Origin of the sequence: Enterobacter chuandaensis (genome assembly GCF_039718975.1) — a bacterium.
GTDB classification, from domain to species: domain Bacteria; phylum Pseudomonadota; class Gammaproteobacteria; order Enterobacterales; family Enterobacteriaceae; genus Enterobacter; species Enterobacter chuandaensis.
This window is the reverse complement of sequence record NZ_CP097173.1, coordinates 1,671,403-1,696,181: the sequence shown is the minus strand read 5'-3', so window position 1 is coordinate 1,696,181 and position 24,779 is coordinate 1,671,403. Positions and strand designations below refer to the sequence as shown.

At 55.6% G+C, this 24,779-nt stretch carries 19 protein-coding genes; 10 read left to right on the top strand and 9 right to left on the bottom strand.

Annotation, left to right across the window (positions count from 1 at the left end; genetic code table 11):
- Positions 1-4: 4 nt before the first annotated feature.
- The 3 genes from pqiA to rlmKL are packed head-to-tail and all read right to left on the bottom strand — an operon-like array spanning position 5 to position 5,300.
- Positions 5-1,258, bottom strand: coding sequence for a membrane integrity-associated transporter subunit PqiA (gene pqiA, locus MX657_RS08090; RefSeq protein WP_119914946.1), 1,254 nt, complete (start codon positions 1,256-1,258; stop codon positions 5-7).
- Between the two features lie 13 nt (positions 1,259-1,271).
- A complete protein-coding gene (locus MX657_RS08085) occupies positions 1,272-3,179 on the bottom strand; it encodes an ABC transporter ATP-binding protein (RefSeq protein ID WP_080327675.1) in 1,908 nt (635 codons plus the stop codon).
- A gap of 12 nt (positions 3,180-3,191) precedes the next feature.
- Positions 3,192-5,300 (bottom strand): bifunctional 23S rRNA (guanine(2069)-N(7))-methyltransferase RlmK/23S rRNA (guanine(2445)-N(2))-methyltransferase RlmL, encoded by a 2,109-nt coding sequence (gene rlmKL / locus MX657_RS08080; RefSeq protein WP_008499936.1) that lies wholly within the window; start codon positions 5,298-5,300, stop codon positions 3,192-3,194.
- Between the two features lie 98 nt (positions 5,301-5,398).
- Here rlmKL and MX657_RS08075 point away from each other — a divergent pair, with 98 nt between their 5' ends.
- Positions 5,399-6,508, top strand: a complete 1,110-nt coding sequence (locus MX657_RS08075; protein ID WP_252001312.1) for a YcbX family protein — start codon at positions 5,399-5,401, stop codon at positions 6,506-6,508.
- Here the strand turns inward: MX657_RS08075 and zapC are convergent.
- Both zapC and pyrD read right to left on the bottom strand, forming a co-directional pair.
- Positions 6,505-7,047 carry a cell division protein ZapC gene (gene zapC / locus MX657_RS08070; RefSeq protein ID WP_080327677.1) on the bottom strand — a complete coding sequence of 181 codons (543 nt, stop codon included), beginning with the start codon at positions 7,045-7,047 and terminating at the stop codon, positions 6,505-6,507. The genes MX657_RS08075 and zapC overlap by 4 nt on opposite strands.
- A 165-nt stretch (positions 7,048-7,212) precedes the next feature.
- Positions 7,213-8,223 (bottom strand): quinone-dependent dihydroorotate dehydrogenase, encoded by a 1,011-nt coding sequence (gene pyrD / locus MX657_RS08065; RefSeq protein WP_080327678.1) that lies wholly within the window; start codon positions 8,221-8,223, stop codon positions 7,213-7,215.
- 248 nt (positions 8,224-8,471) lie between these two features.
- Here pyrD and ssuE point away from each other — a divergent pair, with 248 nt between their 5' ends.
- The 5 genes from ssuE to ssuB are packed head-to-tail and all read left to right on the top strand — an operon-like array spanning position 8,472 to position 12,712.
- On the top strand, positions 8,472-9,047 hold the full coding sequence (gene ssuE, locus MX657_RS08060) for an NADPH-dependent FMN reductase (protein ID WP_080327679.1): 576 nt from the start codon (positions 8,472-8,474) through the stop codon (positions 9,045-9,047).
- Positions 9,040-10,002 carry a sulfonate ABC transporter substrate-binding protein gene (locus MX657_RS08055; RefSeq protein ID WP_346808002.1) on the top strand — a complete coding sequence of 321 codons (963 nt, stop codon included), beginning with the start codon at positions 9,040-9,042 and terminating at the stop codon, positions 10,000-10,002. The genes ssuE and MX657_RS08055 overlap by 8 nt, the downstream gene beginning before the upstream one ends.
- The gene (gene ssuD, locus MX657_RS08050) at positions 9,999-11,144 is read left to right on the top strand and encodes an FMNH2-dependent alkanesulfonate monooxygenase (protein ID WP_080327681.1); all 1,146 of its coding nucleotides are present in this window, start codon (positions 9,999-10,001) and stop codon (positions 11,142-11,144) included. Before MX657_RS08055 ends, ssuD begins: the two co-directional genes overlap by 4 nt.
- A gap of 9 nt (positions 11,145-11,153) precedes the next feature.
- Positions 11,154-11,945, top strand: coding sequence for an aliphatic sulfonate ABC transporter permease SsuC (ssuC, locus tag MX657_RS08045; protein WP_080327682.1), 792 nt, complete (start codon positions 11,154-11,156; stop codon positions 11,943-11,945).
- Positions 11,942-12,712 carry an aliphatic sulfonates ABC transporter ATP-binding protein gene (gene ssuB, locus MX657_RS08040; RefSeq protein WP_080327683.1) on the top strand — a complete coding sequence of 257 codons (771 nt, stop codon included), beginning with the start codon at positions 11,942-11,944 and terminating at the stop codon, positions 12,710-12,712. Before ssuC ends, ssuB begins: the two co-directional genes overlap by 4 nt.
- A 51-nt stretch (positions 12,713-12,763) precedes the next feature.
- Here the strand turns inward: ssuB and pepN are convergent, their stop codons facing one another.
- The gene (gene pepN, locus MX657_RS08035) at positions 12,764-15,376 is read right to left on the bottom strand and encodes an aminopeptidase N (RefSeq protein WP_346807999.1); all 2,613 of its coding nucleotides are present in this window, start codon (positions 15,374-15,376) and stop codon (positions 12,764-12,766) included.
- A gap of 254 nt (positions 15,377-15,630) precedes the next feature.
- Between pepN and pncB the strand changes: the two genes are divergently transcribed.
- From pncB to aspC, 4 genes are all read left to right on the top strand, one after another.
- Positions 15,631-16,833, top strand: coding sequence for a nicotinate phosphoribosyltransferase (gene pncB, locus MX657_RS08030; protein WP_080327685.1), 1,203 nt, complete (start codon positions 15,631-15,633; stop codon positions 16,831-16,833).
- A 165-nt stretch (positions 16,834-16,998) separates the two neighbouring features.
- Positions 16,999-18,399: an asparagine--tRNA ligase gene (gene asnS, locus MX657_RS08025; RefSeq protein ID WP_048960458.1), complete on the top strand. Its 1,401-nt coding sequence runs from the start codon at positions 16,999-17,001 to the stop codon at positions 18,397-18,399.
- Positions 18,400-19,004: 605 nt separating this feature from the next.
- Positions 19,005-20,120, top strand: coding sequence for a porin (locus MX657_RS08020; protein WP_346807997.1), 1,116 nt, complete (start codon positions 19,005-19,007; stop codon positions 20,118-20,120).
- A 184-nt stretch (positions 20,121-20,304) separates the two neighbouring features.
- Positions 20,305-21,495 (top strand): aspartate transaminase, encoded by a 1,191-nt coding sequence (aspC, locus tag MX657_RS08015; protein ID WP_346807996.1) that lies wholly within the window; start codon positions 20,305-20,307, stop codon positions 21,493-21,495.
- Between the two features lie 48 nt (positions 21,496-21,543).
- Here the strand turns inward: aspC and MX657_RS08010 are convergent, their stop codons facing one another.
- The 3 genes from MX657_RS08010 to ldtD all read right to left on the bottom strand — a co-directional run bounded on the left by MX657_RS08010 (position 21,544) and on the right by ldtD (position 24,762).
- The gene (locus MX657_RS08010) at positions 21,544-22,191 is read right to left on the bottom strand and encodes an MBL fold metallo-hydrolase (protein ID WP_028012581.1); all 648 of its coding nucleotides are present in this window, start codon (positions 22,189-22,191) and stop codon (positions 21,544-21,546) included.
- A 20-nt stretch (positions 22,192-22,211) separates the two neighbouring features.
- Positions 22,212-22,763, bottom strand: coding sequence for a YcbK family protein (locus MX657_RS08005; RefSeq protein ID WP_218728826.1), 552 nt, complete (start codon positions 22,761-22,763; stop codon positions 22,212-22,214).
- A gap of 175 nt (positions 22,764-22,938) precedes the next feature.
- Positions 22,939-24,762 carry a L,D-transpeptidase gene (gene ldtD, locus MX657_RS08000; RefSeq protein WP_346807993.1) on the bottom strand — a complete coding sequence of 608 codons (1,824 nt, stop codon included), beginning with the start codon at positions 24,760-24,762 and terminating at the stop codon, positions 22,939-22,941.
- Positions 24,763-24,779: the final 17 nt, after the last annotated feature.

Genomic DNA, 24,779 nt, shown 5'->3' with positions numbered 1-24,779 from the left:
GCTCTTACTCTTCCTCATGGCTTGATTCAGGCTCACGATCCCACGATAAACGAGGGTCGAAGGTCATGGCCGCAAACATGGTCATAATTACGACCAGTGCAAACATTAAAGCCCCCATCGCGGGATAAATACTCATCAAACCGCCCATCCGCACCAGCGCAGAGAGGACGGCAATCACAAACACGTCAATCATTGACCAGCGACCAACAAACTCGACCACTTCGTAAATCAGGTGCATGCGTTCGCTGTCGCGTTTACCGTGGCCTTTTGCGTCCCAGCAGAGCCAGGCAATGGCGATCATTTTTAAGGTTGGCACCATAATACTGGCGATAAAGATTACGCCAGCAACCGGATACGACCCCTCCCCCCACAGCAAAATGACCCCGGCGAGGATCGTCGAGGGCATTTTGTCGCCAAGTAAATCAGTGATCATAATCGGCAGAATATTGGCCGGCAGATACAGCATGACGGACGTGACCAGCAGCGCCATCGTCCACTGCAGACTATTTTTGCGACGTACGTGACCTTTCGTTTCGCAGCGCGGGCAAACGTCGAGATCGGCGGGCAGCACGGCGGTACAGCACGGGCAGGAGCGCAGCCCCTGGCGGATACCCGGCACGCCGACCTTCACCGTCTGCGCAAGCGTCGGGGCCGGGGCGATATCGTCCCACGCCCAGCGCCTGTCCACGCACTGGAAGGCGCGCAGCTGCAGGACACAGTACAGACACCAGGGAATAAAGCTGCTGCCAATCCCCACGTCGCCGTACGCCATCAGCTTCACGAAACTGACCAGAATCCCCGCCAGAAAGATCTCGGCCATCCCCCAGCTTTTGAGCTGAAAAAGAATACGCGCGAGCCTGATTTTAAGGGATGCGGGCATCCTGACGCGGTTGACCAGCAACAGGATGACCACCAGGCAAAACGCCGGGACTATCTGGACGAACAGCAGAAAAAAGGTGCCGAGGCTGGCGTAATCTTCCGAGAACATCACGCCCGGGATTTCGAGCAGATCCACCTGGCTTGTCATCCCGCCCACCTTCATATAGATGAAGGGGAAGAGATTGGAGAGCAGCAGCATGAACAGTGCTGCCAGTGCGTAAGCGGTGGGACGCTGCCGCGGCGCGTCCCACTCGGTTGTCAACGTCGCGCCGCAACGTGGACACAGGGCTTTATGTCCGTGACCAAGCTCTGGCAACGCCACGAGCATATCGCATTGCGAGCATAATATATGCCTGTCGGCATGGTGCTGGTCACACATATTTAATCCCTGTTTATGCGCCGTTTTTCAGAGACTCAAGGTACTCCCAGCGCTCAAATGCTTCTTCCAGGGCTTTTTCAGCCGCGGACATTTCAGCCAGTACTTTCTGAGTATAGTCATGCGATTGGGTGAAGAATGACGCATCAGCAACCTGCGCTTGCAGACTCTCAAGCGCGGCCTCCAGCTCTTCAAGACGCTGAGGTAGCCCCTCCAGCTCGCGCTGCAGGTTATAGCTTAGTTTAGCCGAGGTTTTCTTGACAGTTTCTGCTTTCGTTACAGCAGGTTCAGAACTTGTTCTGGACTTTGACTGTTTCTGCGCCAGAGACTGCGACTGCTGCCCTTTTGCGTCGTGATAGCCCCCCACGTACTGACCAATTCGCCCTTCACCTTCGAAGATCCAGCACTCGGTCACGGTGTTATCCACGAACTGACGATCGTGGCTAACCAGCATCACGGTCCCCTGATAACCATCGATCAGCTCTTCAAGTAATTCCAGCGTTTCGACATCCAGGTCGTTTGTTGGTTCATCGAGAATCAAAAGGTTACTTGGTTTCAGGAACAGACGGGCCAGCAGAAGACGGTTACGCTCCCCACCGGAGAGCGCGCGCACCGGCGTCATCGCACGTTTCGGATGGAACAGGAAGTCCTGCAGGTAGCCCAGAACGTGACGCGGCTTGCCGTTCACCATCACTTCCTGTTTACCTTCTGCGAGGTTATCCATCACGGTACGATCCGGATCCAGCTCCGCGCGGTGCTGGTCGAAGTACGCCACTTCCAGCTTAGTCCCACAGTGAATGCGGCCGCTGTCAGCCTGCAGTTGGCCCAGCATCAGCTTCAGCAACGTAGTTTTGCCGCAGCCGTTCGGGCCAATCAGCGCAATTTTATCGCCGCGCTGAACCTGCGCAGAGAAATCTTTCACCAGCACTTTGCCGTCAACCTGGTAGTTAACGTTTTCCATTTCGAAGACAATCTTGCCGGAGCGGGACGCTTCTTCCACCTGCATTTTGGCGCTACCCATAACTTCGCGGCGCTCGCTGCGCTCACGACGCATCGCCTTCAGGGCGCGAACGCGGCCTTCGTTACGGGTACGGCGCGCCTTGATGCCCTGACGGATCCACACCTCTTCCTGCGCCAGCTTGCGGTCGAACTCGGCGTTCTGCAGCTCTTCCACGCGCAGGTTTTCTTCTTTCTCCAGCAGATAGGTATCGTAATCGCCAGGATAGGTGACCAGCTTGCCGCGGTCGAGGTCAACAATGCGCGTCGCCATATTGCGAATAAACGAACGGTCGTGCGAGATGAAGATGATGGTGCCGCTGAAGGTTTTCAGGAACCCTTCCAGCCAGTCAATCGCTTCGATATCAAGGTGGTTGGTTGGTTCGTCCAGCAGCAGTACTTTAGGGCCGCTGACCAGCGCGCGCCCCAGCGCCGCTTTACGCAGCCATCCGCCGGAGAGCGCGGACAGTTCCATATCCGCTTCGAGACCCAGCTGGGCCAGCACCTCGTTAATGCGGTTTTCCAGCTGCCACAGACCATGGTGATCGAGCATCTCCTGCACTTTCGCCAGCTCGTTGAGATTCTTGTCGCTCGGGTCAGTCATCACCAGATGTGAAATCTCGTGATAGCGCTTCAGGTACTCCGCCTGCTCGGAGATGCCTTCCGCCACGAAATCGTACACGCTGCCGGTCACATGACGCGGCGGATCCTGCTGGAGGCGGGAGACGATCAGATCCTGCTCGTACACAATGCGGCCGTCATCCAGCCCCTGCTCGCGGTTGAGGATTTTCATCAGCGTGGATTTACCCGCGCCGTTACGGCCCACCAGACAGACGCGCTCGTTATCTTCGATGTGCAGCTCTGCATTATCGAGAAGCGGTGAGTCGCTGAAAGAGAGCCACGCGCCGTGCATACTAATTAAAGACATTTATTTTTCCTTTCAGACCGCGGTAATCAACCAGCAGTTATGAATTTGACGGTTACGGGCGAAGTCCTGAGACAGCGTTTTTTGACTGATTTCTTGTGCTTTCAGTCCCAGGGCTGCCAGGCCGTCGTGATCCATACGGAAGCCGCGTTTGTTGTTCGAGAACATAATGGTGCCGCCTTTGCGCAGCAGGCGCTTCAGGTCGGTCATCAGGCGCAGGTGATCGCGTTGAACGTCAAAGCTATCTTCCATACGCTTGGAGTTAGAGAAGGTCGGCGGATCGATAAAGATCAGGTCGAACTGCTCGTCGGTATCGCGCAGCCAGCCCAGCACGTCGGCTTGCATCAGGCGATGCTGACGTCCTGTTAAACCGTTCAGGCGCAGGTTACGCTCGGCCCACTCCAGATAGGTGCGGGACATATCCACCGTGGTGGTGCTGCGCGCGCCGCCGAGACCGGCATGCACGCTGGCGCTGCCGGTGTAGGAGAACAGGTTGAGGAAGTCTTTGCCCTTGCTCATCTGCCCGAGCATGCGGCGGGCGATGCGGTGGTCAAGGAACAGGCCGGTATCAAGATAGTCGGTCAGGTTCACCCACAGGCGGGCGTTATATTCGCCCACTTCGATAAAGTCGCCCTTCTCCCCCATCTTCTGGTACTGGTTTTTACCCTTCTGACGCTCTCGGGTTTTCAGCACCAGCTTGTTCGGCGCAATGCCGAGCACGGCGATGGTGGCTGCAATGACGTCCAGCATACGCTGACGCGCTTTTTGCGCATCGATGGTTTTCGGCGGAGCATATTCCTGAATCACTACCCAGTCCGCGTAGCGGTCAACCGCCACGTTGTACTCCGGCAGGTCGGCATCGTACAGGCGGTAGCATTCGATCCCTTCCTGCTTCGCCCACTTCTCAAATTTCTTCAGGTTTTTGCGCAGGCGGTTGGCGTAATCTTCCGCCACGCCGGACGGCTTGCTGTCCGCCGCTTTCTCTGCCAGATGGTAGTTTTTCTGCACGCAGTCCAGCGGGCCGTTTTTCGCCTTAAACTGGCGATCGGCACGCAGCTGCAGGCAGCTCAGCAGCTCCGGCGAAGCGCTAAACAGAGACAGGTTCCAGCCACCGAAGTGGTCTTTCATATTGCGGCCCAGCAGGCTGTGCAGGGCAATCAGCGCAGGCTCGCTATCCAGACGCTCGCCGTATGGCGGGTTGCTGATCACGGTCCCGTACGGGCCTTTCGGCAATGGGTTGGTCAGGTTCGCCACGTCTTTTACCTCGAAGGTGACCAGCTCACCGATACCGGCGCGACGGGCGTTGCTGCGCGCGCGTTCAATCACGCGCGGGTCGCTGTCCGAGCCGTAGAAGTGCGAGGTGTACTCCGCCAGGCCCTTACGCGCACGGGTCTGCGCGTCGTCTTTAACCTCTTTCCAGAGCGCTTCATCATGCTGCGCCCAGCCCTTAAAGCCCCAGTGGCCGCGGTGCAGCCCCGGCGCACGGTCGGTGGCCAGCATTGCGGCCTCAATCAGCAGCGTACCGGAACCACACATTGGATCGAGCAGCGGCGTGCCCGGCTGCCAGCCAGAGCGCATCACGATGGCGGCGGCCAGGGTTTCTTTGATCGGCGCCATACCGGTGCGATCGCGGTAGCCGCGCAGATGCAGGCCCGCACCGCTCAGATCGAGAGAGATACTCGCCGTGTCGCCGTTAAGCCAGACGTTGATGCGCAGGTCCGGGTTTTCGCGATCGACGTTCGGACGTTCCTTATTTTTACGCGTGAAGCAGTCCACAATGGCGTCTTTTACGCGCAGGGCGCCGTACTGGCTGTTGCGGATCTCGTCGTTCACGCCGTTGAAATGCACCGCGAAGGTGGCATTTGGCGTGAAGATCTCTGTCCAGTCGATCATCTGTACGCCGGTATAGAGATCAAGATCGCTATAGACCTTGCACTCCTTCATCGGCAGCATGATGCGCGACGCCAGACGGCTCCACATCAGGCTCTGGTAAATAAGCCGCGTGTCGCCCTCAAAATGGACACCACCCTGAACCACCTGGCACTCTTGCGCGCCCAGGCTTTCCAGTTCAGTTTTTAACAGCTCTTCCAGCCCACGGGCCGTACTGGCAAACAGAGAATTCATATCGTCACTTTTACTCTTAGAAAATTGTCGCGCATTATAGCTAATATGGCGTGTATGTCATAAAGTTGAAGGCTTATTTTCATTTGCGGGAGTGTGCAGTGGCGACGTTATCCAGGCTTTTTATTCATCCGGTGAAATCCATGCGCGGCATCGGCGTCTCACACGCACTGGCCGACATGAGCGGATTCGCCTTCGATCGTATTTTTATGGTCACCGAGCCAGACGGCACATTCATTACCGCACGCCAGTTCCCGCAGATGGTTCGCTTTACCCCTTCCCCGCTTCATGACGGTTTGCATCTGACCGCGCCGGACGGTTCCAGCGCGGTGATTCGCTTTGTTGATTTTGCGCCTGTGGATGCGCCAACGGAAGTGTGGGGCAATCATTTTACCGCGCGCATCGCACCGGATGAAATTAACCGCTGGCTGAGCGGCTTCTTCTCCCGCGACGTGCAGCTGCGCTGGGTTGGGCCTGAACTGACGCGTCGCGTGAAGCGCCACGACGCCGTTCCTCTCTCCTTCGCCGATGGCTTCCCGTTCCTGCTCACCAACGAAGCGTCACTGCGTGATTTACAGAATCGCTGTAAAGCAAGCGTACAGATGGAACAGTTCCGTCCAAACCTCGTCGTCACGGGTGCCGACGCCTGGGATGAAGACACCTGGAAAGTCATCCGCATCGGCAGCGTCATCTTCGATGTCGTCAAACCCTGCAGCCGCTGCATTTTCACCACGGTAAGCCCTGAGAAAGGTCAGAAACACCCTTCCGGCGAACCGCTGAAAACGCTGCAATCATTTCGTACCGCGCAGGACAACGGCGATGTCGATTTCGGTCAGAACCTGATCCCGCGCTCCAGCGGCGCGATCCGCGTAGGCGATGAGGTTGAAATTCTCGCCCGCGGGCCGGCGAGAGTGTACGGCTCAGGCCAGGAAGAAGAAATGGTCGACGTTGTGACAAACGTCGCCTCTGCGGTGGATATTCACTGGCAGGGCAAGGTGATTCGTGGCAACAATCAGCAGGTTTTACTGGAGCAGCTGGAACAAGCCGGTATTCGCGTACCGTATTCCTGCCGCGCGGGCATTTGCGGATGCTGCCGCATTAAGCTGGTGGAAGGTGAAGTGAGTGCGCTGAAGAAGTCTGCAATTGGCAATGACGGGACAATTCTGTGCTGTAGCTGCGTACCGAAAACGTCCGTACAGCTGGAAGCTTAAACCGCCTGTTCGAGGCTGAAGGCATCCACGCGCAGCTGTGGCTTCAGCCTGTCGTTCATCACTTTGATCGCATCACCTAGCTGCATGACTCGCCCGGCAATCGTCACGCCGGGTTGCGCCAGCAGGCAGAGTGCAGCATTTTCGCCCGGCTCAACCACTAACAGGCTCACCTCTTCGGCCGTATCGCTCAGATTGACGCTGGCCGCGTCGCCCGTGGCCGGAGACCAGCTCATACCGTGCGCCAGGAAATGCCAGCTTTTTGGCATTTGCGGCTTCAGGAAACGAATCGCCACCAGCGCATTCAGGACCAGCTCAGCGCGCTGTTCTTTAGAAAGCGCAAGGTCACGGCATTTTTCTTCAAAGGAAAAATAGAGCGCCGCATCGTCAACGCAAAAGCCCGACGGGGCAAATGCGTCCGGGGTTAACATTCGGCGGGCAAAACGAGAACGAAACAACATGCCATTGGCTAAATCGAGCATCATACGATCGTGCTCGTCGCAAAAATACCAGCGCCAGTTATCGTCAGGTTTAATTCGCATGTGTCTCTCCCGTCCCCAAACGTCCTGTACTAAAAATGTCCTGTTCGCCGCTTCGTTTATAACACTAGTAATAAAAGACTATAATGTCTAAATAAGCAACAGTGACGGAATATAAAACAACCAGGGCTGGAAATAAAGCCCTGGTTGTCTGATTAAGAGAAAAGATTAGATATGAGTAACGATTTCTTTAATCAAAGGCGGGCCTTTAAAAATAAAGCCGGAATAGATTTGCACCAGTGATGCACCGGCCGCCATCTTCTCGCGTGCAGCAATCACCGAGTCGATGCCGCCGACGCCAATAATCGGTAAACGACCATTTAATTCCGCAGACAGTGCGCGAATAATTTCGGTGCTTTTTAATTGTACCGGACGCCCACTTAACCCACCCGCTTCGTCACAGTTTTTCATTCCCTGGACGAGCGAACGATCGAGCGTGGTATTCGTCGCAATCACACCGTCAATATTATGGCGAACTAAACTGTCGGCAACCTGGATCAATTCTTCGGCAGAAAGATCCGGCGCGATCTTAACCGCGACTGGAACATATTTATGGTGGATCGACTGCAGCTCATTTTGCTTATTTTTAATCGCACTCAGAAGATCGTCCAGCGCTTCGCCATATTGTAATGAACGCAGGCCCGGGGTATTGGGTGAGGAAATATTCACCGCGATATAACCGGCATAGGCGTAGACTTTTTCCATACAAATCAGATAGTCATCTTTACCCTGCTCAACCGGCGTATCTTTATTTTTACCGATATTGATGCCTAACACCCCATCAAAATGGGCTTTCTTCACGTTCTCCACCAGGTGATCAACGCCGAGGTTATTAAAGCCCATGCGGTTGATCAGCCCTTCGGCTTCGACCAGGCGGAATAGGCGCGGCTTGTCATTTCCCGGCTGCGGGCGCGGCGTGACGGTACCGATTTCGATGGAGCCAAAGCCCATCGCGCCCAGGGCGTCAATACATTCGCCGTTCTTATCCAGGCCAGCCGCCAGACCCAGCGGATTTTTAAAGGTCAGACCCATGCACTGCACAGGCTTTTCCGGCACATTCTGACGCACCAGAGCGGCCAGAGGCGTGCCTGTAATACGACGTAATTGCTGGAATGTAAATTCATGAGCGCGCTCGGGGTCGAGCTGGAAAAGGGCTTTACGAACGAAGGGGTAGTACATGAACTCTCCTGGATTCCCGGTGTGCAAACCGGGAGGGGATTATGGGCGATCCCGTTCCGAAAGGGAATTGACCTGCGGCAAAAAATCGGCGTAAAACGCAATCGTTTACCTCCCTGTCTAGTTCTTATGCACTTTTTCGCATTTTAATTGCGGATAAATCATTTAGTGGAATAACCGCGCAGTGTCACACTCCTGAAAATTGTTATGAATGTTAGATAAAAGCAAACAATTGGTTATAAGGAGCAAACATGCGCGTCATCACCCTGGCCGGTAGTCCACGATTCCCCTCGCGTTCCAGCGCCCTGCTGGAATATGCCCGCGACAAGCTCAACGCTCTGGATGTGGAAGTGTGCCACTGGAATCTGCATAACTTCGAACCTGAAGATTTGCTCTACGCCCGTTTTGACAGCCCCGCGCTCAAAACCCTGACGGAACAGCTTAAAGGTGCTGACGGCTTAATCGTGGCGACACCTGTTTATAAAGCCTCTTTTTCGGGTGCACTGAAAACGCTGCTCGATCTGCTTCCCGAGCGCGCCCTGGACGGCAAAGTGGTCCTGCCGCTGGCCACGGGCGGCACGGTGGCCCATTTACTGGCCGTGGATTATGCCCTGAAACCGGTACTCAACGCGCTGAAGGCACAGGAGATCCTTCACGGCGTTTTTGCAGATGATTCACAGATCATTGACTACCAGCATAAGCCGCACTTCACGCCGAATCTGCAAACCCGCCTTGATGCCGCGCTGGAAACCTTCTGGCATGCGCTGCATCGCCGGGATATCCAGGTCCCTTCTTTTAATCCGCCGCAGGGAGTCGCACATGCTTAAAACCTTAACCCGTCTCGGACTGGCTGGCCTGATGGCGTTTACCGCGCTGGCACAGGCTGCAGAAGCCGCACCGGACAGCTTACGCATTGGCTATCAGAAAGGCAGCGTCAGTATGGTGCTGGCAAAAAGCCACCAGCTTCTGGAAAAACGCTTCCCGGACACCAAATTCTCCTGGGTGGAGTTCCCCGCCGGGCCACAGATGCTTGAAGCACTGAACGTCGGCAGTATCGATCTGGGCAGCACGGGCGACATTCCGCCTATCTTTGCTCAGGCTGCCGGAGCGGACCTGGTTTATGTGGGCGTAGAACCCGCGAAACCGAAAGCCGAGGTAATTCTGGTACCTGAAAACAGCGACATCAAAAGCGTTGCCGATCTTAAAGGCCGTAAAGTTGCTTTCCAGAAAGGCTCAAGCTCGCACAACCTGCTGCTGCGCGCCTTACAGGAAGCCGGGCTCAAGTTCACCGACATTCAGCCCGTTTACCTGACGCCTGCCGACGCACGCGCTGCGTTCCAGCAGAAGAACGTTGATGCCTGGGCCATCTGGGATCCGTACTACTCAGCCGCATTACTGCAGGGTGGCGTACGGGTGCTGAAAGACGGAACCACGCTGAAGCAAACCGGTTCGTTCTATCTCGCCTCACGCCCTTACGCAGAAAAGAACGGCGCGTTTATTCAGGGCGTACTGGATACCTTTACGCAGGCCGATGCCCTGACACAGAGCCAGCGTCAGGCGAGCATTACCCTGCTGGCAAAAACCATGGGCTTACCTGAACCGGTGATCGCGAGCTACCTAAGTCATCGTCCGCCCACCACCATTGCGCCTGTCGATGCGCACGTCGCCGCGCTTCAGCAACAAACCGCGGACCTTTTCTATCAAAACCACCTGGTACCAAAACAGGTCAATATTCGCGAACGCATCTGGCAGCCCGCAGGCAAAGAAGGAGCTAAATCATGAGTCTGAATCTTTTCTGGTTTTTACCCACCCACGGTGATGGACACTATCTTGGCACAGAAGAGGGCTCGCGCCCGGTTGATCACGGCTATCTTCAGCAGATTGCGCAGGCGGCGGACCGAATCGGTTTCACCGGCGTACTGATCCCAACCGGACGTTCGTGCGAGGATGCCTGGCTGGTGGCCGCGTCGATGATCCCGGTGACCCAGCGCCTCAAGTTCCTGGTTGCGTTACGCCCAAGCGTGGTTTCCCCCACCGTGGCGGCGCGCCAGGCGGCTACGCTGGACAGACTGTCCAACGGTCGCGCCCTGTTTAACCTGGTGACGGGCAGCGATCCGCAGGAGCTGGCGGGCGACGGCGTTTTCCTCGACCATACCGAGCGCTATGAAGCCTCCGCCGAGTTTACCCGCGTCTGGCGACGCCTGCTGGAAGGTGAAACCGTCACCTTTGAAGGCAAACATATTCACGTTCGCGACGCGAAGCTCTACTTCCCGCCGGTGCAGCAGCCGCGTCCTCCGCTCTATTTTGGCGGATCGTCGGATGTGGCTCAGGATCTGGCCGCTGAGCAGGTCGATCTCTATCTGACCTGGGGCGAGCCGCCCGAGCTGGTGAAAGAGAAAATTGCTCAGGTTCGCGCCAAAGCCGCCGCTCATGGCCGCAGGGTGCGCTTCGGCATTCGCCTGCACGTGATTGTGCGCGAAACCAATGAGGAAGCCTGGCAGGCGGCAGACCGTCTGATATCCCACCTGGACGATGAGACGATTGCAAAAGCCCAGGCGGCGTTTGCCAAAACCGACTCTGTCGGGCAGCACCGGATGGCCTCTCTGCACAACGGCAAGCGCGAGAATCTTGAAATCAGCCCTAACCTCTGGGCGGGGGTCGGCCTGGTGCGCGGCGGCGCGGGCACGGCGCTGGTCGGCGACGGTCCAACCGTAGCAGCGCGTATCAATGAATATGCTGACCTGGGCATCGACAGCTTTATTCTTTCCGGCTATCCGCATCTGGAAGAGGCCTACAAGGTGGGTGAACTGCTGTTCCCGCATCTGGATGTCGCCATCCCGGAAATTCCGCAGCCGCAGCGGCTCCAGCTTCAGGGCGAAGCCGTGGCGAACGAGTTTATTCCACGCAAAGCCGCGCAGAGCTAAGGAGTGACCATGTCTGCCACCTCACAAAAATGGCTGCTGCGCGCCGCTCCGTGGTTTTTGCCCGTCGGCATTGTGGCGCTCTGGCAGCTCGCGTCGTCCACCGGCTGGCTGTCGAGCCGCATTCTGCCCTCTCCGGAGGGCGTCGTTGAAGCGTTCTGGTCGCTGAGCGTGAGCGGAGAGCTGTGGCAGCATCTGGCGATCAGCTCCTGGCGCGCCGTGATTGGGTTTTCCATCGGCGGCAGCATCGGTCTGGTGCTGGGTCTGATCAGCGGCCTTTCCCGCTGGGGCGAGCGGCTGCTGGATACCTCCATTCAGATGTTGCGCAACGTGCCGCATCTGGCGCTGATCCCGCTGGTTATCCTCTGGTTTGGGATTGACGAGAGCGCCAAGATCTTTCTCGTGGCGCTGGGCACGCTGTTCCCGATCTACATCAATACCTGGCACGGCATCCGCAATATCGATCGCGGTCTGGTGGAGATGGCGCGGAGCTACGGCTTGTCCGGCTTTTCTCTCTTCACACACGTGATTCTGCCGGGCGCCCTGCCCTCCATTATGGTTGGGGTGCGCTTTGCGCTCGGCCTGATGTGGCTGACGCTGATCGTCGCGGAAACCATCTCGGCCAACTCAGGTATCGGCTACCTGGCGATGAACGCCCGTGAATTTCTGCAAACGGACGTGGTGGTGGTTGCCATCATCCTCTATGCCCTGCTCGGCAAACTCGCCGACGTTAGCGCCCAGTGGCTGGAGCGCAGCTGGCTGCGCTGGAACCCGGCCTACACCCTTCAGGAGGCAAAAGCATGAATACAGCACGTCTGAACCAGGGTACGCCGCTGCTGCTGAACGGCGTAACTAAACGCTACGGCGAAAACACCATTCTTAACGGGCTGGATCTGCATATTCCCGCCGGCCAGTTTGTGGCCGTAGTCGGGCGCAGCGGCGGCGGCAAGAGCACCCTGCTGCGTCTATTAGCCGGGCTGGAAGCCCCCAACGGTGGAGAGATTCTGGCAGGAACCACGCCGCTGGCCAATATTCAGGACGATACGCGCATGATGTTTCAGGACGCGCGGCTGCTGCCGTGGAAAACGGTGATTGATAACGTCGGGCTGGGGCTCAAAGGCAGCTGGCGGGATGAAGCCCGTCGGGCGCTGGCCGCCGTCGGGCTGGAACACCGTGCCGGTGAATGGCCTGCATCGCTGTCTGGCGGACAGAAACAACGCGTGGCGCTGGCGCGAGCATTGATTCACCGGCCTGGCCTGCTGCTGCTTGATGAACCGCTCGGCGCGCTCGACGCCCTGACGCGGATTGAGATGCAGGATCTGATTGAAACCCTCTGGCAGGCGCACGGCTTTACGGTACTGCTGGTGACGCATGACGTCAGCGAAGCCGTGGCGATGGCGGACCGGGTATTGCTTATAGAAGACGGGAAAATCGGTCTGGATCTGACGGTGGATATCCCGCGTCCTCGTCGCGTGGGCTCGGCGAGACTGGCGGAGCTGGAGGCGGAAGTGTTGGATCGGGTGATGAAGCGTGGGGAAACGGAGTTACAGCGTATTAAGGCGAATGCCTGATGCCCTCCCCCCGGCCCTCTCCCACAGGGAGAGGGAGGGTTAAGCTTTCTATCAAGCCAGTGCTTTAGCAATCTTCTCGTACAGATCGCCAGACAGGTTTTCCAGCCCTTTCAGCTGCTCAAGCGCGGCGCGCATCTTCGCCTGGCGCTGTGCATCGTAGCGTTTCAGACGGATCAGCGGCTCAATCAGACGTGACGCCACCTGCGGGTTACGGCTGTTGAGTTCGGTCAGCATTTCCACCATAAACTGGTATCCGCTGCCGTCTTCGGCGTGGAACGCCGCCGGGTTGCTGCTGGCAAACGCACCAATCAGCGAGCGGACGCGGTTCGGGTTGCTCATGGTGAACGAACGGTGCTTCAGCAGGCTGCGAACCTTGCTGAGCGCATCGGCCGCCGGGCTGGTCGCCTGCAGAATAAACCACTTGTCCATCACCAGACCATCCTGGTGCCATTTGTCATCGTATTCCTGCATCAACGCATCGCGGCACGGCAGTTCAGCGGCAACGCTTGCCGCCAGGGCCGCGAGCGCATCGGTCATGTTATCCGCTTCGTGATACTGTTTGCTCACCAGCGTGTTCGCCAGCCCGGCCTCACCAAACGCAAGGTAGCGCAGGCAGGTATTGCGCAGGGTACGCTTGCCGATATCCGCATGCTCCACGCGATAGGCATCAAGCTTGTTGGCGTTGTAGATCGCCAGGAACTCGTCCGCCAGTTCGGTCGCCAGCGTGCGGGTCAGCGCTTCGCGCACCGCCACAATGGCAATCGGGTCGATGATGTCGAACAGCTCCGCAATTTCAGTCGCGGACGGCAGCGTCAGAATTTCAGCCGCCAGCGCCGGGTCAATCTTCTCGTCCAGCAGGATGGCGCGGAACGCGTCTGCCACATGCACCGGCAGCGTCAACGGCTGGCCCTGCTGGTAACGGTTCACGTTCAGCTTGATGTAGGTTGCCAGCAGGCTCTGCGCCGCATCCCAACGAGAGAAATCGTTGCGCGCATGGCGCATCAGGAACGTCAGTTGCTGGTCGCTCCATTTGTACTCCAGCTTCACCGGCGCGGAGAATTCGCACAGCAGCGCAGGCACCGGCTGGAAGTAAACATTATCGAAGATAAAGGTCTGCTCTGCCTGGGTCACGTTCAGAACGTGGTGAACCGGATGGCCGCCCTTCTGTAATGGGATGACTTTGCCTTCGTTGTCGTACAGCTCAATGCTGAACGGAATGTGCAGCGGATATTTCTCTTCCTGCTCGGCGGTTGGCGGCGTGCGCTGGCTGATGGTCAGGGTGTACTGCTCGGTTTCCGGGTTGTAGTCGTCCTTAACGGTGACAATCGGGGTCCCGGCCTGGCTGTACCAGCGGCGGAAATGAGAAAGGTCAACGTTAGACGCGTCTTCCATCGCCTGCACGAAGTCATCGCAGGTGGCCGCGCTGCCGTCGTGACGTTCGAAGTAAAGCTGCATCCCTTTCTGGAAGTTTTCCTCGCCCAGCAGGGTGTGGATCATACGAATAATTTCAGCGCCCTTCTCGTACACCGTCAGGGTGTAGAAGTTGTTCATCTCAATGACTTTGTCCGGACGGATCGGGTGCGCCATAGGGCTGGCATCTTCCGCAAATTGCAGACCGCGCATGGTGCGCACGTTGTTGATGCGGTTCACCGCGCGTGAACCCAAATCGGAGCTGAACTCCTGATCGCGGAAAACGGTCAGGCCCTCTTTCAGGCTCAGCTGGAACCAGTCGCGGCAGGTGACGCGGTTACCGGTCCAGTTATGGAAATACTCGTGGCCGATGACGCGTTCGATATCGAGGTAGTCTTTATCGGTGGCGGTATCGGTACGCGCCAGCACATACTTGGAGTTAAAGATGTTAAGGCCTTTATTCTCCATCGCGCCCATATTGAAGAAGTCGACGGCGACGATCATATAGATGTCGAGATCGTATTCGAGGCCGAAGCGCTCTTCGTCCCACTTCATGGAGTTAATGAGTGAGGTCATCGCCCACGGCGCGCGGTCGAGGTTGCCGCGGTCAACGAACAACTCCAGCGCCACTTCACGGCCAGAGCGGGTTTTGAAGGTGTCGCGCAGCACGTCGAAATCACCCGCCACCAGCGCAAACAGATAGCACGGTTTCGGGAACGGATCCTGCCACTGCACCCAGTGACGGCCATTTTCCAGCTCGCCCTCACCGACGCGGTTACCGTTGGAGAGCAGGAACGGATAGAGCGTTTTATCGGCAATGATTTTGGTGGTAAAGCGCGCCAGCACGTCCGGGCGGTCCAGGTACCAGGTAATGTGGCGGAAGCCTTCGGCTTCACACTGCGTGCACAGCGCCACGCCAGACTGGTAGAGCCCTTCCAGCGCCGTATTGGCCGCAGGGCTGATCTCATTGACGATGCGCAGCGTAAAGCGTTCCGGCAGGTTGTCGATGACCAGCTGGTTGCCTTCTTCTTTATAGTCTGACCAGGGTTCATCGTTAATGTGCAGGGAGACCAGCGTCAGGTCTTCGCCATCCAGACGCAGCGGTACGGCAGTCGCGCTGTGGCGCGTCACCTGGCTTACCGCCGTTACAACGGTTTTTGTGGCATCCAGGTCAAAAGTCAGATCTATATCGCTAATCAGGTATTCCGGCGCACGGTAGTCGTGGCGGTATTTGGCTTGTGGCTGTTGTGTCATAGAAAACCTTATGCATCGTTTGTCGAGTAACGTTTCAATATATTCCTGTTGTGTAAAACGCGCTATGCAGAATGTTCATCTTTTCAGGCAGAAACTCCTTTTTTGCTACATTTGTATAACACGGGGCACGAAATGCTCTCGACCATAAAGTGTGCTTATGTTGTGATCGGGGTTCAATAAATCACTAAACAAGGTATACTCCGGAGTTGTTTATTGTACTAAACGCTCCCGTGAGAGGATGCTACAGCGCACCTATGACTCAATTCGCTTCTCCGGTTCTGCATACGTTGCTGGATACCGACGCGTATAAACTGCATATGCAGCAAGCCGTTTTCCACCATTACTATGACGTTCACGTCGCGGCGGAATTCCGCTGCCGTGGTGACGACTTGCTCGGTATTTACGCAGACTCCATTCGTGAACAGGTCGATGCGATGCAGCATCTGACGCTGCAGGACGACGAATATCAGTGGCTTTCAGGCCTGCCTTTCTTCAAAGCGGATTATCTGAACTGGCTGCGCGACTTCCGCTATAAGCCAGAACAGGTCACCGTAACCAACGAGAACGGCAAGCTGGATATTCGTCTTGAAGGTCCGTGGCGGGAAGTGATCATGTGGGAAGTGCCGCTTCTGGCAGTGATTAGCGAGTTGGCTCACCGCTACCGTTCGCCGGAAACGGGCGTCGAGCAGGCAGTTGCCTCGCTGGAAAACAAACTTGCAGCCTTCTCTACGCTGACCGAAGGGCTGGATATGTCCCGCTTCCGCCTGATGGATTTCGGCACCCGTCGCCGCTTCTCTCGCGACGTTCAGGAGGCCATTGTAAAACGTCTGCAACTTGAGCCGTGGTTCGTGGGCACCAGTAACTACGATCTGGCGCGTCGCCTTAGCCTGACGCCAATGGGCACCCAGGCGCACGAATGGTTCCAGGCGCATCAGCAAATTAGCCCTGACCTGGCTAACAGCCAACGTGCGGCACTGGCTGCGTGGCTTGAAGAGTATCCAAATCAACTCGGGATCGCCCTGACCGACTGTATTACGATGGATGCCTTCCTGCGCGATTTTGGCCCCGAGTTTGCTGAGCGTTACCAGGGGTTACGCCACGATTCCGGGGATCCGGTTGAATGGGGCGAAAAGGCGATTGCCCATTACCAAAAACTTGGCATTGACCCGATGAGCAAGGTGCTGGTCTTCTCCGATAATCTCGACCTGGCGAAAGCCGTCGAACTGTATCGTCATTTCAGTACCAGAATTAATCTGGGCTTCGGGATCGGTACCCGGTTGACCTGCGATATCCCTCAGGTAAAACCACTGAACATTGTGATAAAACTGGTGGAATGTAACGGCAAGCCGGTGGCGAAACTCTCCGATAGCCCGGGTAAAACCATCTGCCATGACAAAGCGTTTGTCCGCGCATTGCGCAAAGCGTTCGATCTCCCCCAGATCAAAAAAGCCAGTTAAGCGCTGACGGGTGCCTTCAGGGCTCCCTTCCCTTATTTATTTCTCAATTCTTCTCTTTTGACTGCGAAATTTACTTGTCTGATAGCGGATGGCAGGTAACATAGATATCCCCCCATAAGGGTGGACAAGTGTTTATTTTTTCCGACTATTAACAGAGAGAATATTATGAGCGTTGTGCCTGTAGCCGACGTACTCCAGGGCCGTGTCGCCGTTGACCAGGAGGTCACCGTGCGCGGATGGGTGCGTACTCGCCGAGATTCTAAAGCTGGCATCTCCTTCCTTGCCGTCTATGACGGTTCCTGCTTTGATCCTGTACAGGCCGTCATTAATAATTCTCTGCCCAATTACAATGATGACGTTCTGCGCCTGACGACGGGTTGTTCTGTTATCGTTACCGGTGTGGTTGTCGCATCACCGGGCCAGGGTCAGAGTTTCGAAATTCAGGCCTCTGCCATTGAAGTCACCGGCTGGGTTGAAGATCCGGACACCTACCCGATGGCGGCAAAACGTCACAGCATCGAATATCTGCGTGAAGTCGCACACCTGCGTCCGCGTACCAACCTGATTGGTGCGGTGGCCCGCGTGCGTCATACGCTGGCTCAGGCGCTGCATCGCTTCTTCGATGAGCAGGGTTATTTCTGGGTGTCTACCCCGCTGATCACCGCCTCCGATACGGAAGGCGCGGGTGAGATGTTCCGCGTCTCGACGCTGGACATGGAAAACCTGCCGCGCACGCCGGAAGGTAAAGTGGACTATGACAAAGACTTCTTTGGTAAAGAAGCCTTCCTGACGGTGTCCGGTCAGCTCAACGGCGAAACCTACGCCTGTGCGCTGTCTAAAATCTATACCTTCGGCCCAACCTTCCGCGCCGAAAACTCTAACACCAGCCGCCACCTGGCGGAATTCTGGATGCTGGAGCCGGAAGTGGCGTTTGCTGACCTCAACGACGTTGCCGGTCTGGCGGAAGCGATGCTGAAGTACGTCTTCAAAGCGGTGCTGGAAGAGCGTCCTGACGACATGAAGTTCTTCGCAGAGCGCGTAGACAGCGATGCTGTGGCGCGTCTGGAGCGTTTCGTCTCTGCCGACTTTGCGCAGGTGGACTATACCGACGCGGTAGCGATCCTCGAGAAATGCGGTGAGAAGTTCGAGAACCCGGTTTACTGGGGCGTCGATCTGGCGTCTGAGCACGAACGCTATCTGGCCGAGAAACATTTCAAAGCGCCGGTTGTTGTTAAAAACTACCCGAAAGACATTAAGGCCTTCTATATGCGCCTTAACGAAGACGGGAAAACCGTGGCAGCAATGGACGTACTGGCACCGGGCATCGGTGAAATCATCGGTGGTTCTCAGCGTGAAGAACGTCTGGACGTGCTGGACGCGCGCATGGAAGAGATGGGTCTCAACCCTGCGGACTACAGCTGGTATCGCGATCTGCGCCGTTACGGCACTGTTCCACACGCTGGGTTCGGTCTGGGCTTCGAGCGTTTGATCGCCTACGTTACCGGTGTTCAGAACGTACGTGACGTGATCCCGTTCCCACGTACTCCACGTAACGCCAGCTTCTAAGTAACACAACAGATAATGGCCAGCATTTGCTGGCCATTATTTTATTCTGTCCTGTCAGTTTTTGTCAGCGTAAAGTCAGCGTTTTTAAACCATCACCCCGTCACAACCACTACCTGTTACGTTTTGTTTCCGCAAAATATCCAGCGACAAAAAATAAACCACAGTCTTATTGCGATTATTACAACCTTAAGCAATAGCACAAATTTCAACCACTTTTTTAGACATCCAGAAGTCTTTTTCCGGTCATAAGAAAAAACGAGTCGTTTAACATCCGTTTATAGGAATTGCCTTTATTCAAATTAATCATAAGGAATTCATATATATAGGAAACAATTTGCTGCTTAATTCACCAGGGCGCGCTGAAATTTGAGATGGTTCACAAAGTTCCGAAAAATACACATTTAGTTACACATATTTTCTTCTTGTAACTTAATCTTGAGAATTGTAGCACTTTCAGGCTAGCGAAACGCTTCGGTGAATGGAAAGATGCCTGTCAGATACATAAAGACACCAAACTCTCATCAATAGTTCCGGAAATATTTATTGACAGAATTTATTGACGGCAGTGGCGAGTGTCATAAAAAAACCAATGAGGGTAATAAATAATGATGAAGCGCAATATTCTGGCAGTGGTAATCCCTGCCCTGCTGGTAGCCGGTGCAGCTAACGCTGCAGAAATCTATAACAAGAACGGCAACAAACTGGACTTCTACGGTAAAGTTAACGCTGAGCACGATTTCGTGACCTCAGGTGAGAGCGACAGCTACGACGCAACGTATGCGCAGATCGGTTTCAAAGGCGAAACTCAGATCAACGACCAACTGACCGGTTATGGCCAGTGGGAATACCGTTTCGTAGCTAGCGATGCAGAAAACACAGCACAGAAAAACAAAAACCGTCTGGCTTTTGCCGGTCTGAAAGCGGGCGACGCTGGCAGCATCGATTACGGTCGTAACTACGGTATCGTTTATGACGTCGAATCATACACCGATATGGCGCCGTCCTTCTCCGGTATGACCTGGGGCGGTAACTACGTTGATAACTTTATGACCAGCCGCAGCACCGGCCTGCTGACCTACCGTAACAGCGATTTCTTCGGTCTGGTTGACGGTATGAGCATGGGCGTGCAGTACCAGGGTAAAAACGATCGTGATGATGTTAATACCTCTAACGGTGACGGCGTAGGTTACTCCCTGGGCTACGATTTCGGCGAAGGCTTCGGTGCAATCGCATCTTACAGCAACGCTAACCGTACTCTGGATCAGAAAGCTGACGGCAAAGGCGATAAAGCTGAAGCATGGGGCGTGGGTCTGAAATATGACGCCAACAACCTCTACCTGGCAACTACCTATGCTGAAACCCGTAACACCACCCGTACCGGTCCAAAAGGCTTAGACGGTTTCGCTAATAAAACTCAGAACTTTGAAGTTGTTGCACAGTACCAGTTCGATTTCGGTCTGCGTCCAGCAATCTCCTACGTGCAGACTAAAGGTAAAGACCTGGTTGGCGTAACCAATTCTAAAGGCACTTTCAAAGGTGGCGATGCAGACCTCGCTAAATTTATCCAGGTTGGCGCAACTTACTACTTCAACAAAAACTTCAACGTGTGGGCTGACTACTACATCAACCTGCTGGATAAAGACGATGCCTACGCTCAAACCGTTGGCGGTCTGAACGGCAACGACGATATGGCTGCTGTGGGCGTGACCTACCAGTTCTAATCCGTACACCACGTTGTTATATGCTTAATGAACAGGGCTTCGGCCCTGTTTTTTTATGCCTGACAGAAAATAATGGCGACTTTTGAAAAGCCGCACGCTTTTCGTCGCAAACGGTTGGCATTTTGTAAATCTACCGTTAACCTGATAGCGGATTTCACTTCTGTAATCACAATGGAACTTCGTCATGTTTGAGAACATTACCGCCGCTCCTGCCGACCCTATTCTGGGCCTGGCCGATCTGTTTCGTGCCGACGACCGCCCTGGCAAAATCAACCTGGGTATTGGTGTATATAAAGATGAAACCGGCAAAACTCCGGTACTGACCAGCGTTAAGAAAGCTGAGCAGTATCTGCTGGAAAATGAAACCACCAAAAACTACCTCGGTATTGATGGTATCCCTGAATTTGGTCGCTGCACCCAGGAGCTGCTGTTCGGTAAAGGCAGCGCAATTGTGAGTGACAAACGTGCGCGCACGGCGCAGACCCCTGGCGGTACCGGTGCGCTGCGCGTGGCGGCGGATTTCCTTGCGAAAAACACCTCTGTTAAGCGCGTATGGGTGAGCAACCCAAGCTGGCCGAACCACAAGAGCGTCTTTAACTCTGCGGGTCTGGAAGTGCGCGAATATGCTTACTACGATGCTGCAAACCACGCTCTGGACTTTGACGGCCTGCTGGCAAGCCTGAACGAAGCGCAGGCGGGTGACGTGGTCCTGTTCCACGGCTGCTGCCACAACCCGACAGGTATCGATCCAACGCTTGAGCAGTGGGAACAGCTGGCGAAGCTGTCCGTAGAAAAAGGCTGGCTGCCGCTGTTTGACTTTGCTTACCAGGGCTTCGCCCGTGGTCTGGAAGAAGATGCCGAAGGCCTGCGCGCGTTCGCAGCCGTACATCAGGAACTGATCGTCGCTAGCTCCTACTCCAAGAACTTTGGTCTGTACAATGAGCGTGTAGGTGCCTGTACGCTGGTTGCGGGTAACGATGAAACTGTCGATCGTGCCTTCAGCCAGATGAAGTCCGTTATCCGCGCTAACTACTCTAACCCGCCGGCACACGGTGCGTCTGTTGTTGCAACCATTCTGAGCAACGATGCGCTGCGCGCGATCTGGGAACAAGAGCTGAACGATATGCGTCAGCGTATCCAGCGCATGCGCCTGCTGTTTGTGAACACCCTGGCTGAGAAAGGCGCTGACCGCGACTTCAGCTTCATCATCAAACAGAACGGCATGTTCTCGTTCAGCGGCCTGACCAAAGAGCAGGTTCTGCGTCTGCGCGAAGAGTTCGGCGTGTACGCCGTAGCCTCTGGTCGCGTAAACGTTGCAGGCATGACGCCTGACAACATGGCGCCACTGTGCGAAGCGATTGTCGCCGTCCTGTAATTTGCGCCCACAAAAAAGCCTGCGTTAAGCAGGCTTTTTTTATGCTGGTTACCAGACAGGCATCTCATCCTGAAGGAACGGGTTATGGAGCCGTTCATAGCCCAGCGTCGACATTGGACCGTGTCCAGGGATAAACGTCACGTCATCACCCAGCGGCAATAACTTCTGTTTGATCGACTGAATCAGCTGCCCGTGATCGCCGCGCGGAAAATCGCTGCGTCCCACGCCACCTTTGAAAATCACATCGCCGGAAATCAGCAGACGGGACTGGTCATCAAAGAAGACGATATGGCCTGGCGTATGCCCAGGACAATGCAACACCTGTAAAGTCACATTCCCTACGTTAACGCGCTCTCCTTCGTTCAACCAGCGATCGGGCGTCAAAGGCAGACACTCATCAAGGCCAAACATGCGGCTTTGGGCGGGTAACCCCTGCAGCCAGAACTCATCTTCTTTTTCCGGGCCGATAATCGGCACACCGTAGTGTTTAGCCAGTTCAGCCGCTGCGCCTACATGGTCGAGGTGACCATGCGTCAGTAAAATCTGCATCAGCGTCACGCCGCTGTCGGCAACGTCCTGCTTGATTTTCTCAGCGTCACCGCCGGGATCGACAAGCGCGGCCAGTTTGGTTTGCTCGCACCAGATTAATGAACAGTTCTGGGAGAACGCGGTAACCGGAATAATACGATAGTTCATACTGCTCCTGTGTTTCGTTATTACCAGTGCCGAACCGGCCCGGTATCAATATGCACAAAGTTGCTGCTGGGGTAGTATCCTACACCACCTGCGCGCATAGATAACGCGGCTTTGCGAATATTGGCTAACGAAACGCCTTCAATATGGAAATCCATTGCTTGTCCCTTCGTGTGGTAGCTTTTTTTCGCTACGCCACGGCTATGGGCGCGCAGTTCATTATTGGTATCAAGAGAGCGATAGCCAGAAATGAGCTGCACCGGCTTGCTGGTACCCAACAGGCCCTGAAGGCGGAAAAGCTGATCAAACAGTCCGGGGTCGATGGCTTTTACTTTATTCGCGCGGAAATCACGGAAAAAATGGTTGAGTCTTGCTAATTCATCCTGAATATAGCCTCTGCCATCGAAAAACTCCGCTTTTAGCGACTCACCAGTGTGAAGATTGCTGAGCGTTAAAACGCGCGGACGAGGTGTCGAGAGGGTGGCAAATGCTGGCGTCGGCAGGATGGCCGCTGCGCCGAGCGCAACACCACCTAACGCCAGCAGTTTGCGGCGATTAGCGTCAAATTTGTCCATGATAATCAGGTCTACAGGTCAATGAAATCGTAAATATGCTTAGCGCACGAAGGGCACCTTAACTGGCAAAACAGGGTACGTCAAGGCGCCCAACCCCAGTGAATACGCGGCTTACAGCGATATTGCCCCAGATTCACCCTAACTTACGACAACCATTTTTCCCGAACTGCTTCATTTACCTGATTAATTGTTCCGCTTTTGGCAAAATTTGTGCGCCGGATCGCGCGGTGAGATCATAATTGTAAATATCTGTACGATACTGAGTCCGCCCGTCTTCCCCCACAAACGCCGTCAGATAATAAAGATTGACCGGAATATTGTGTCGGATATTGACGTAGCGCGTATCCCCCTGCTTCAGGGTGTCAGAAATACGCGTATCGTTCCAGCCCGCATCCTGCAGCAGCATGTTGGCCAGCTCCGAGGCTTTATTCACGCGCACGCAGCCAGAACTCAGTGCCCGGGTATCCTTCTGGAACAGATTGTGGTTCGGCGTATCGTGCAGATAAATCGCATCTGAACTTGGCATGTTGAATTTGTAACGCCCCAGCGAGTTGTGCGCTCCGGGAGCCTGCTGGAAGCGGAAAGGCAGGTTCGATGCGGTAATCGTCGACCAGTCGACCATATACGGATCGATCGCCTCTTTACTGTTCCAGCCGCGCATCACCGTATAGCCATGACGTTCCAGATAACCCGGATCGTTCCAGACCTTAGGCAAAATGTCCTTCCGCGCCAGCGTCGGCGGCACGTTCCACGGCGGGTTAACCACCACGTTATTTAACGCGCTGCTCATCATCGGCGTTTTGCGATCCGGACGCCCGACAATCACGCGCGAGGCCAGTTTCTCGCTACCATCCTGATAATAAACCAGAGAATAGGCCGGGATATTAACCATAATGCCGGTAGACAGCGTGCCCGGCAGCAAACGCAAACGCTGAATATTAAGCGCCAGCACCCCTGCCCGCTGCGCAGGCGATACATTAAGCCAGTCACGCGTTGACGGTCCAATAACGCCATCGGCTCCCAGCCCCTGAGCGGCCTGGAACTGCTTAACCGCGGCGACCAGCTCGCGATCGTAAGCCTCGGGTTTATTACTCAGGGTAGTGGCCTTGTTCTCTTTCACGGGCGCTGACGGGCTGACCACCACGCTTTGCGGATCGTCGCCAGGCAGAGCAATCTTCGGCCCGCCATCCAGAATACCGGAGCGTTTCAGGATCTCGCGCAGGGCAGGCACATCGCTGCTCCACTGTCCAGGACGCAGCGTCACGGTCCCCCGCATTTGCGGCCATGGACGCGAGTCCCCCACCAGCGCGAGGAGCGACTGGTGCATGGTGGCATACTGTGGATGCGCCGGCGCGAGGCTGGCAATGAAGCGCGGCAGGTCGCCGTTATCCAGGGCTAATTGCCACTGGTTAATCACCGACAGGGCTGGCGTCGCCAGCTTATACGGCTTATCGCTGTACAGCCAGCGGTTGCCATTGACCGGAATACCCGCCACAAACTGCAGGTAACCCATCATGGCATCGGAAAGGACCACGTCCCGCGCCTGGCCAGTGACGGCAGGATCGGTTAACAGCTCAACCCACTTTGTAAACTGCGGCTGAAATCCCGCAATCGCCACTTCCGCCAGCTGTTGCTGGAAGGCGCGTACGGCATCGCGGTTTTCCCACATGGGTTTCATATCACGGGCAGCATAGAGCAGCGTGAGCTGATTGATATAGGCAGGCGTGTAGCCTGATGGCAGCCCTGACTGCAGCTGTTGAGCGATCGATTCCGCATCGATGCCTTCCGGCAGGGGCTTAATCCCGGCCATGATGGCCGTCGCCGGAGATTGCTCCAGCGTCTGGGACAGCGACGTTGGCTGCGCGCCTGTCGTTGCAGAGCTGTCAGTCGGCACAATTTCAGGCTCGTCGGCCTGGGCGGTTAACAGTGGAGCAAACATCACTGTCAGGCATAAACTTAGCGCGGACAGCTGACGACCACATTTTTTCTTAAGCAACATCCCTTGCCCCCTGTTTT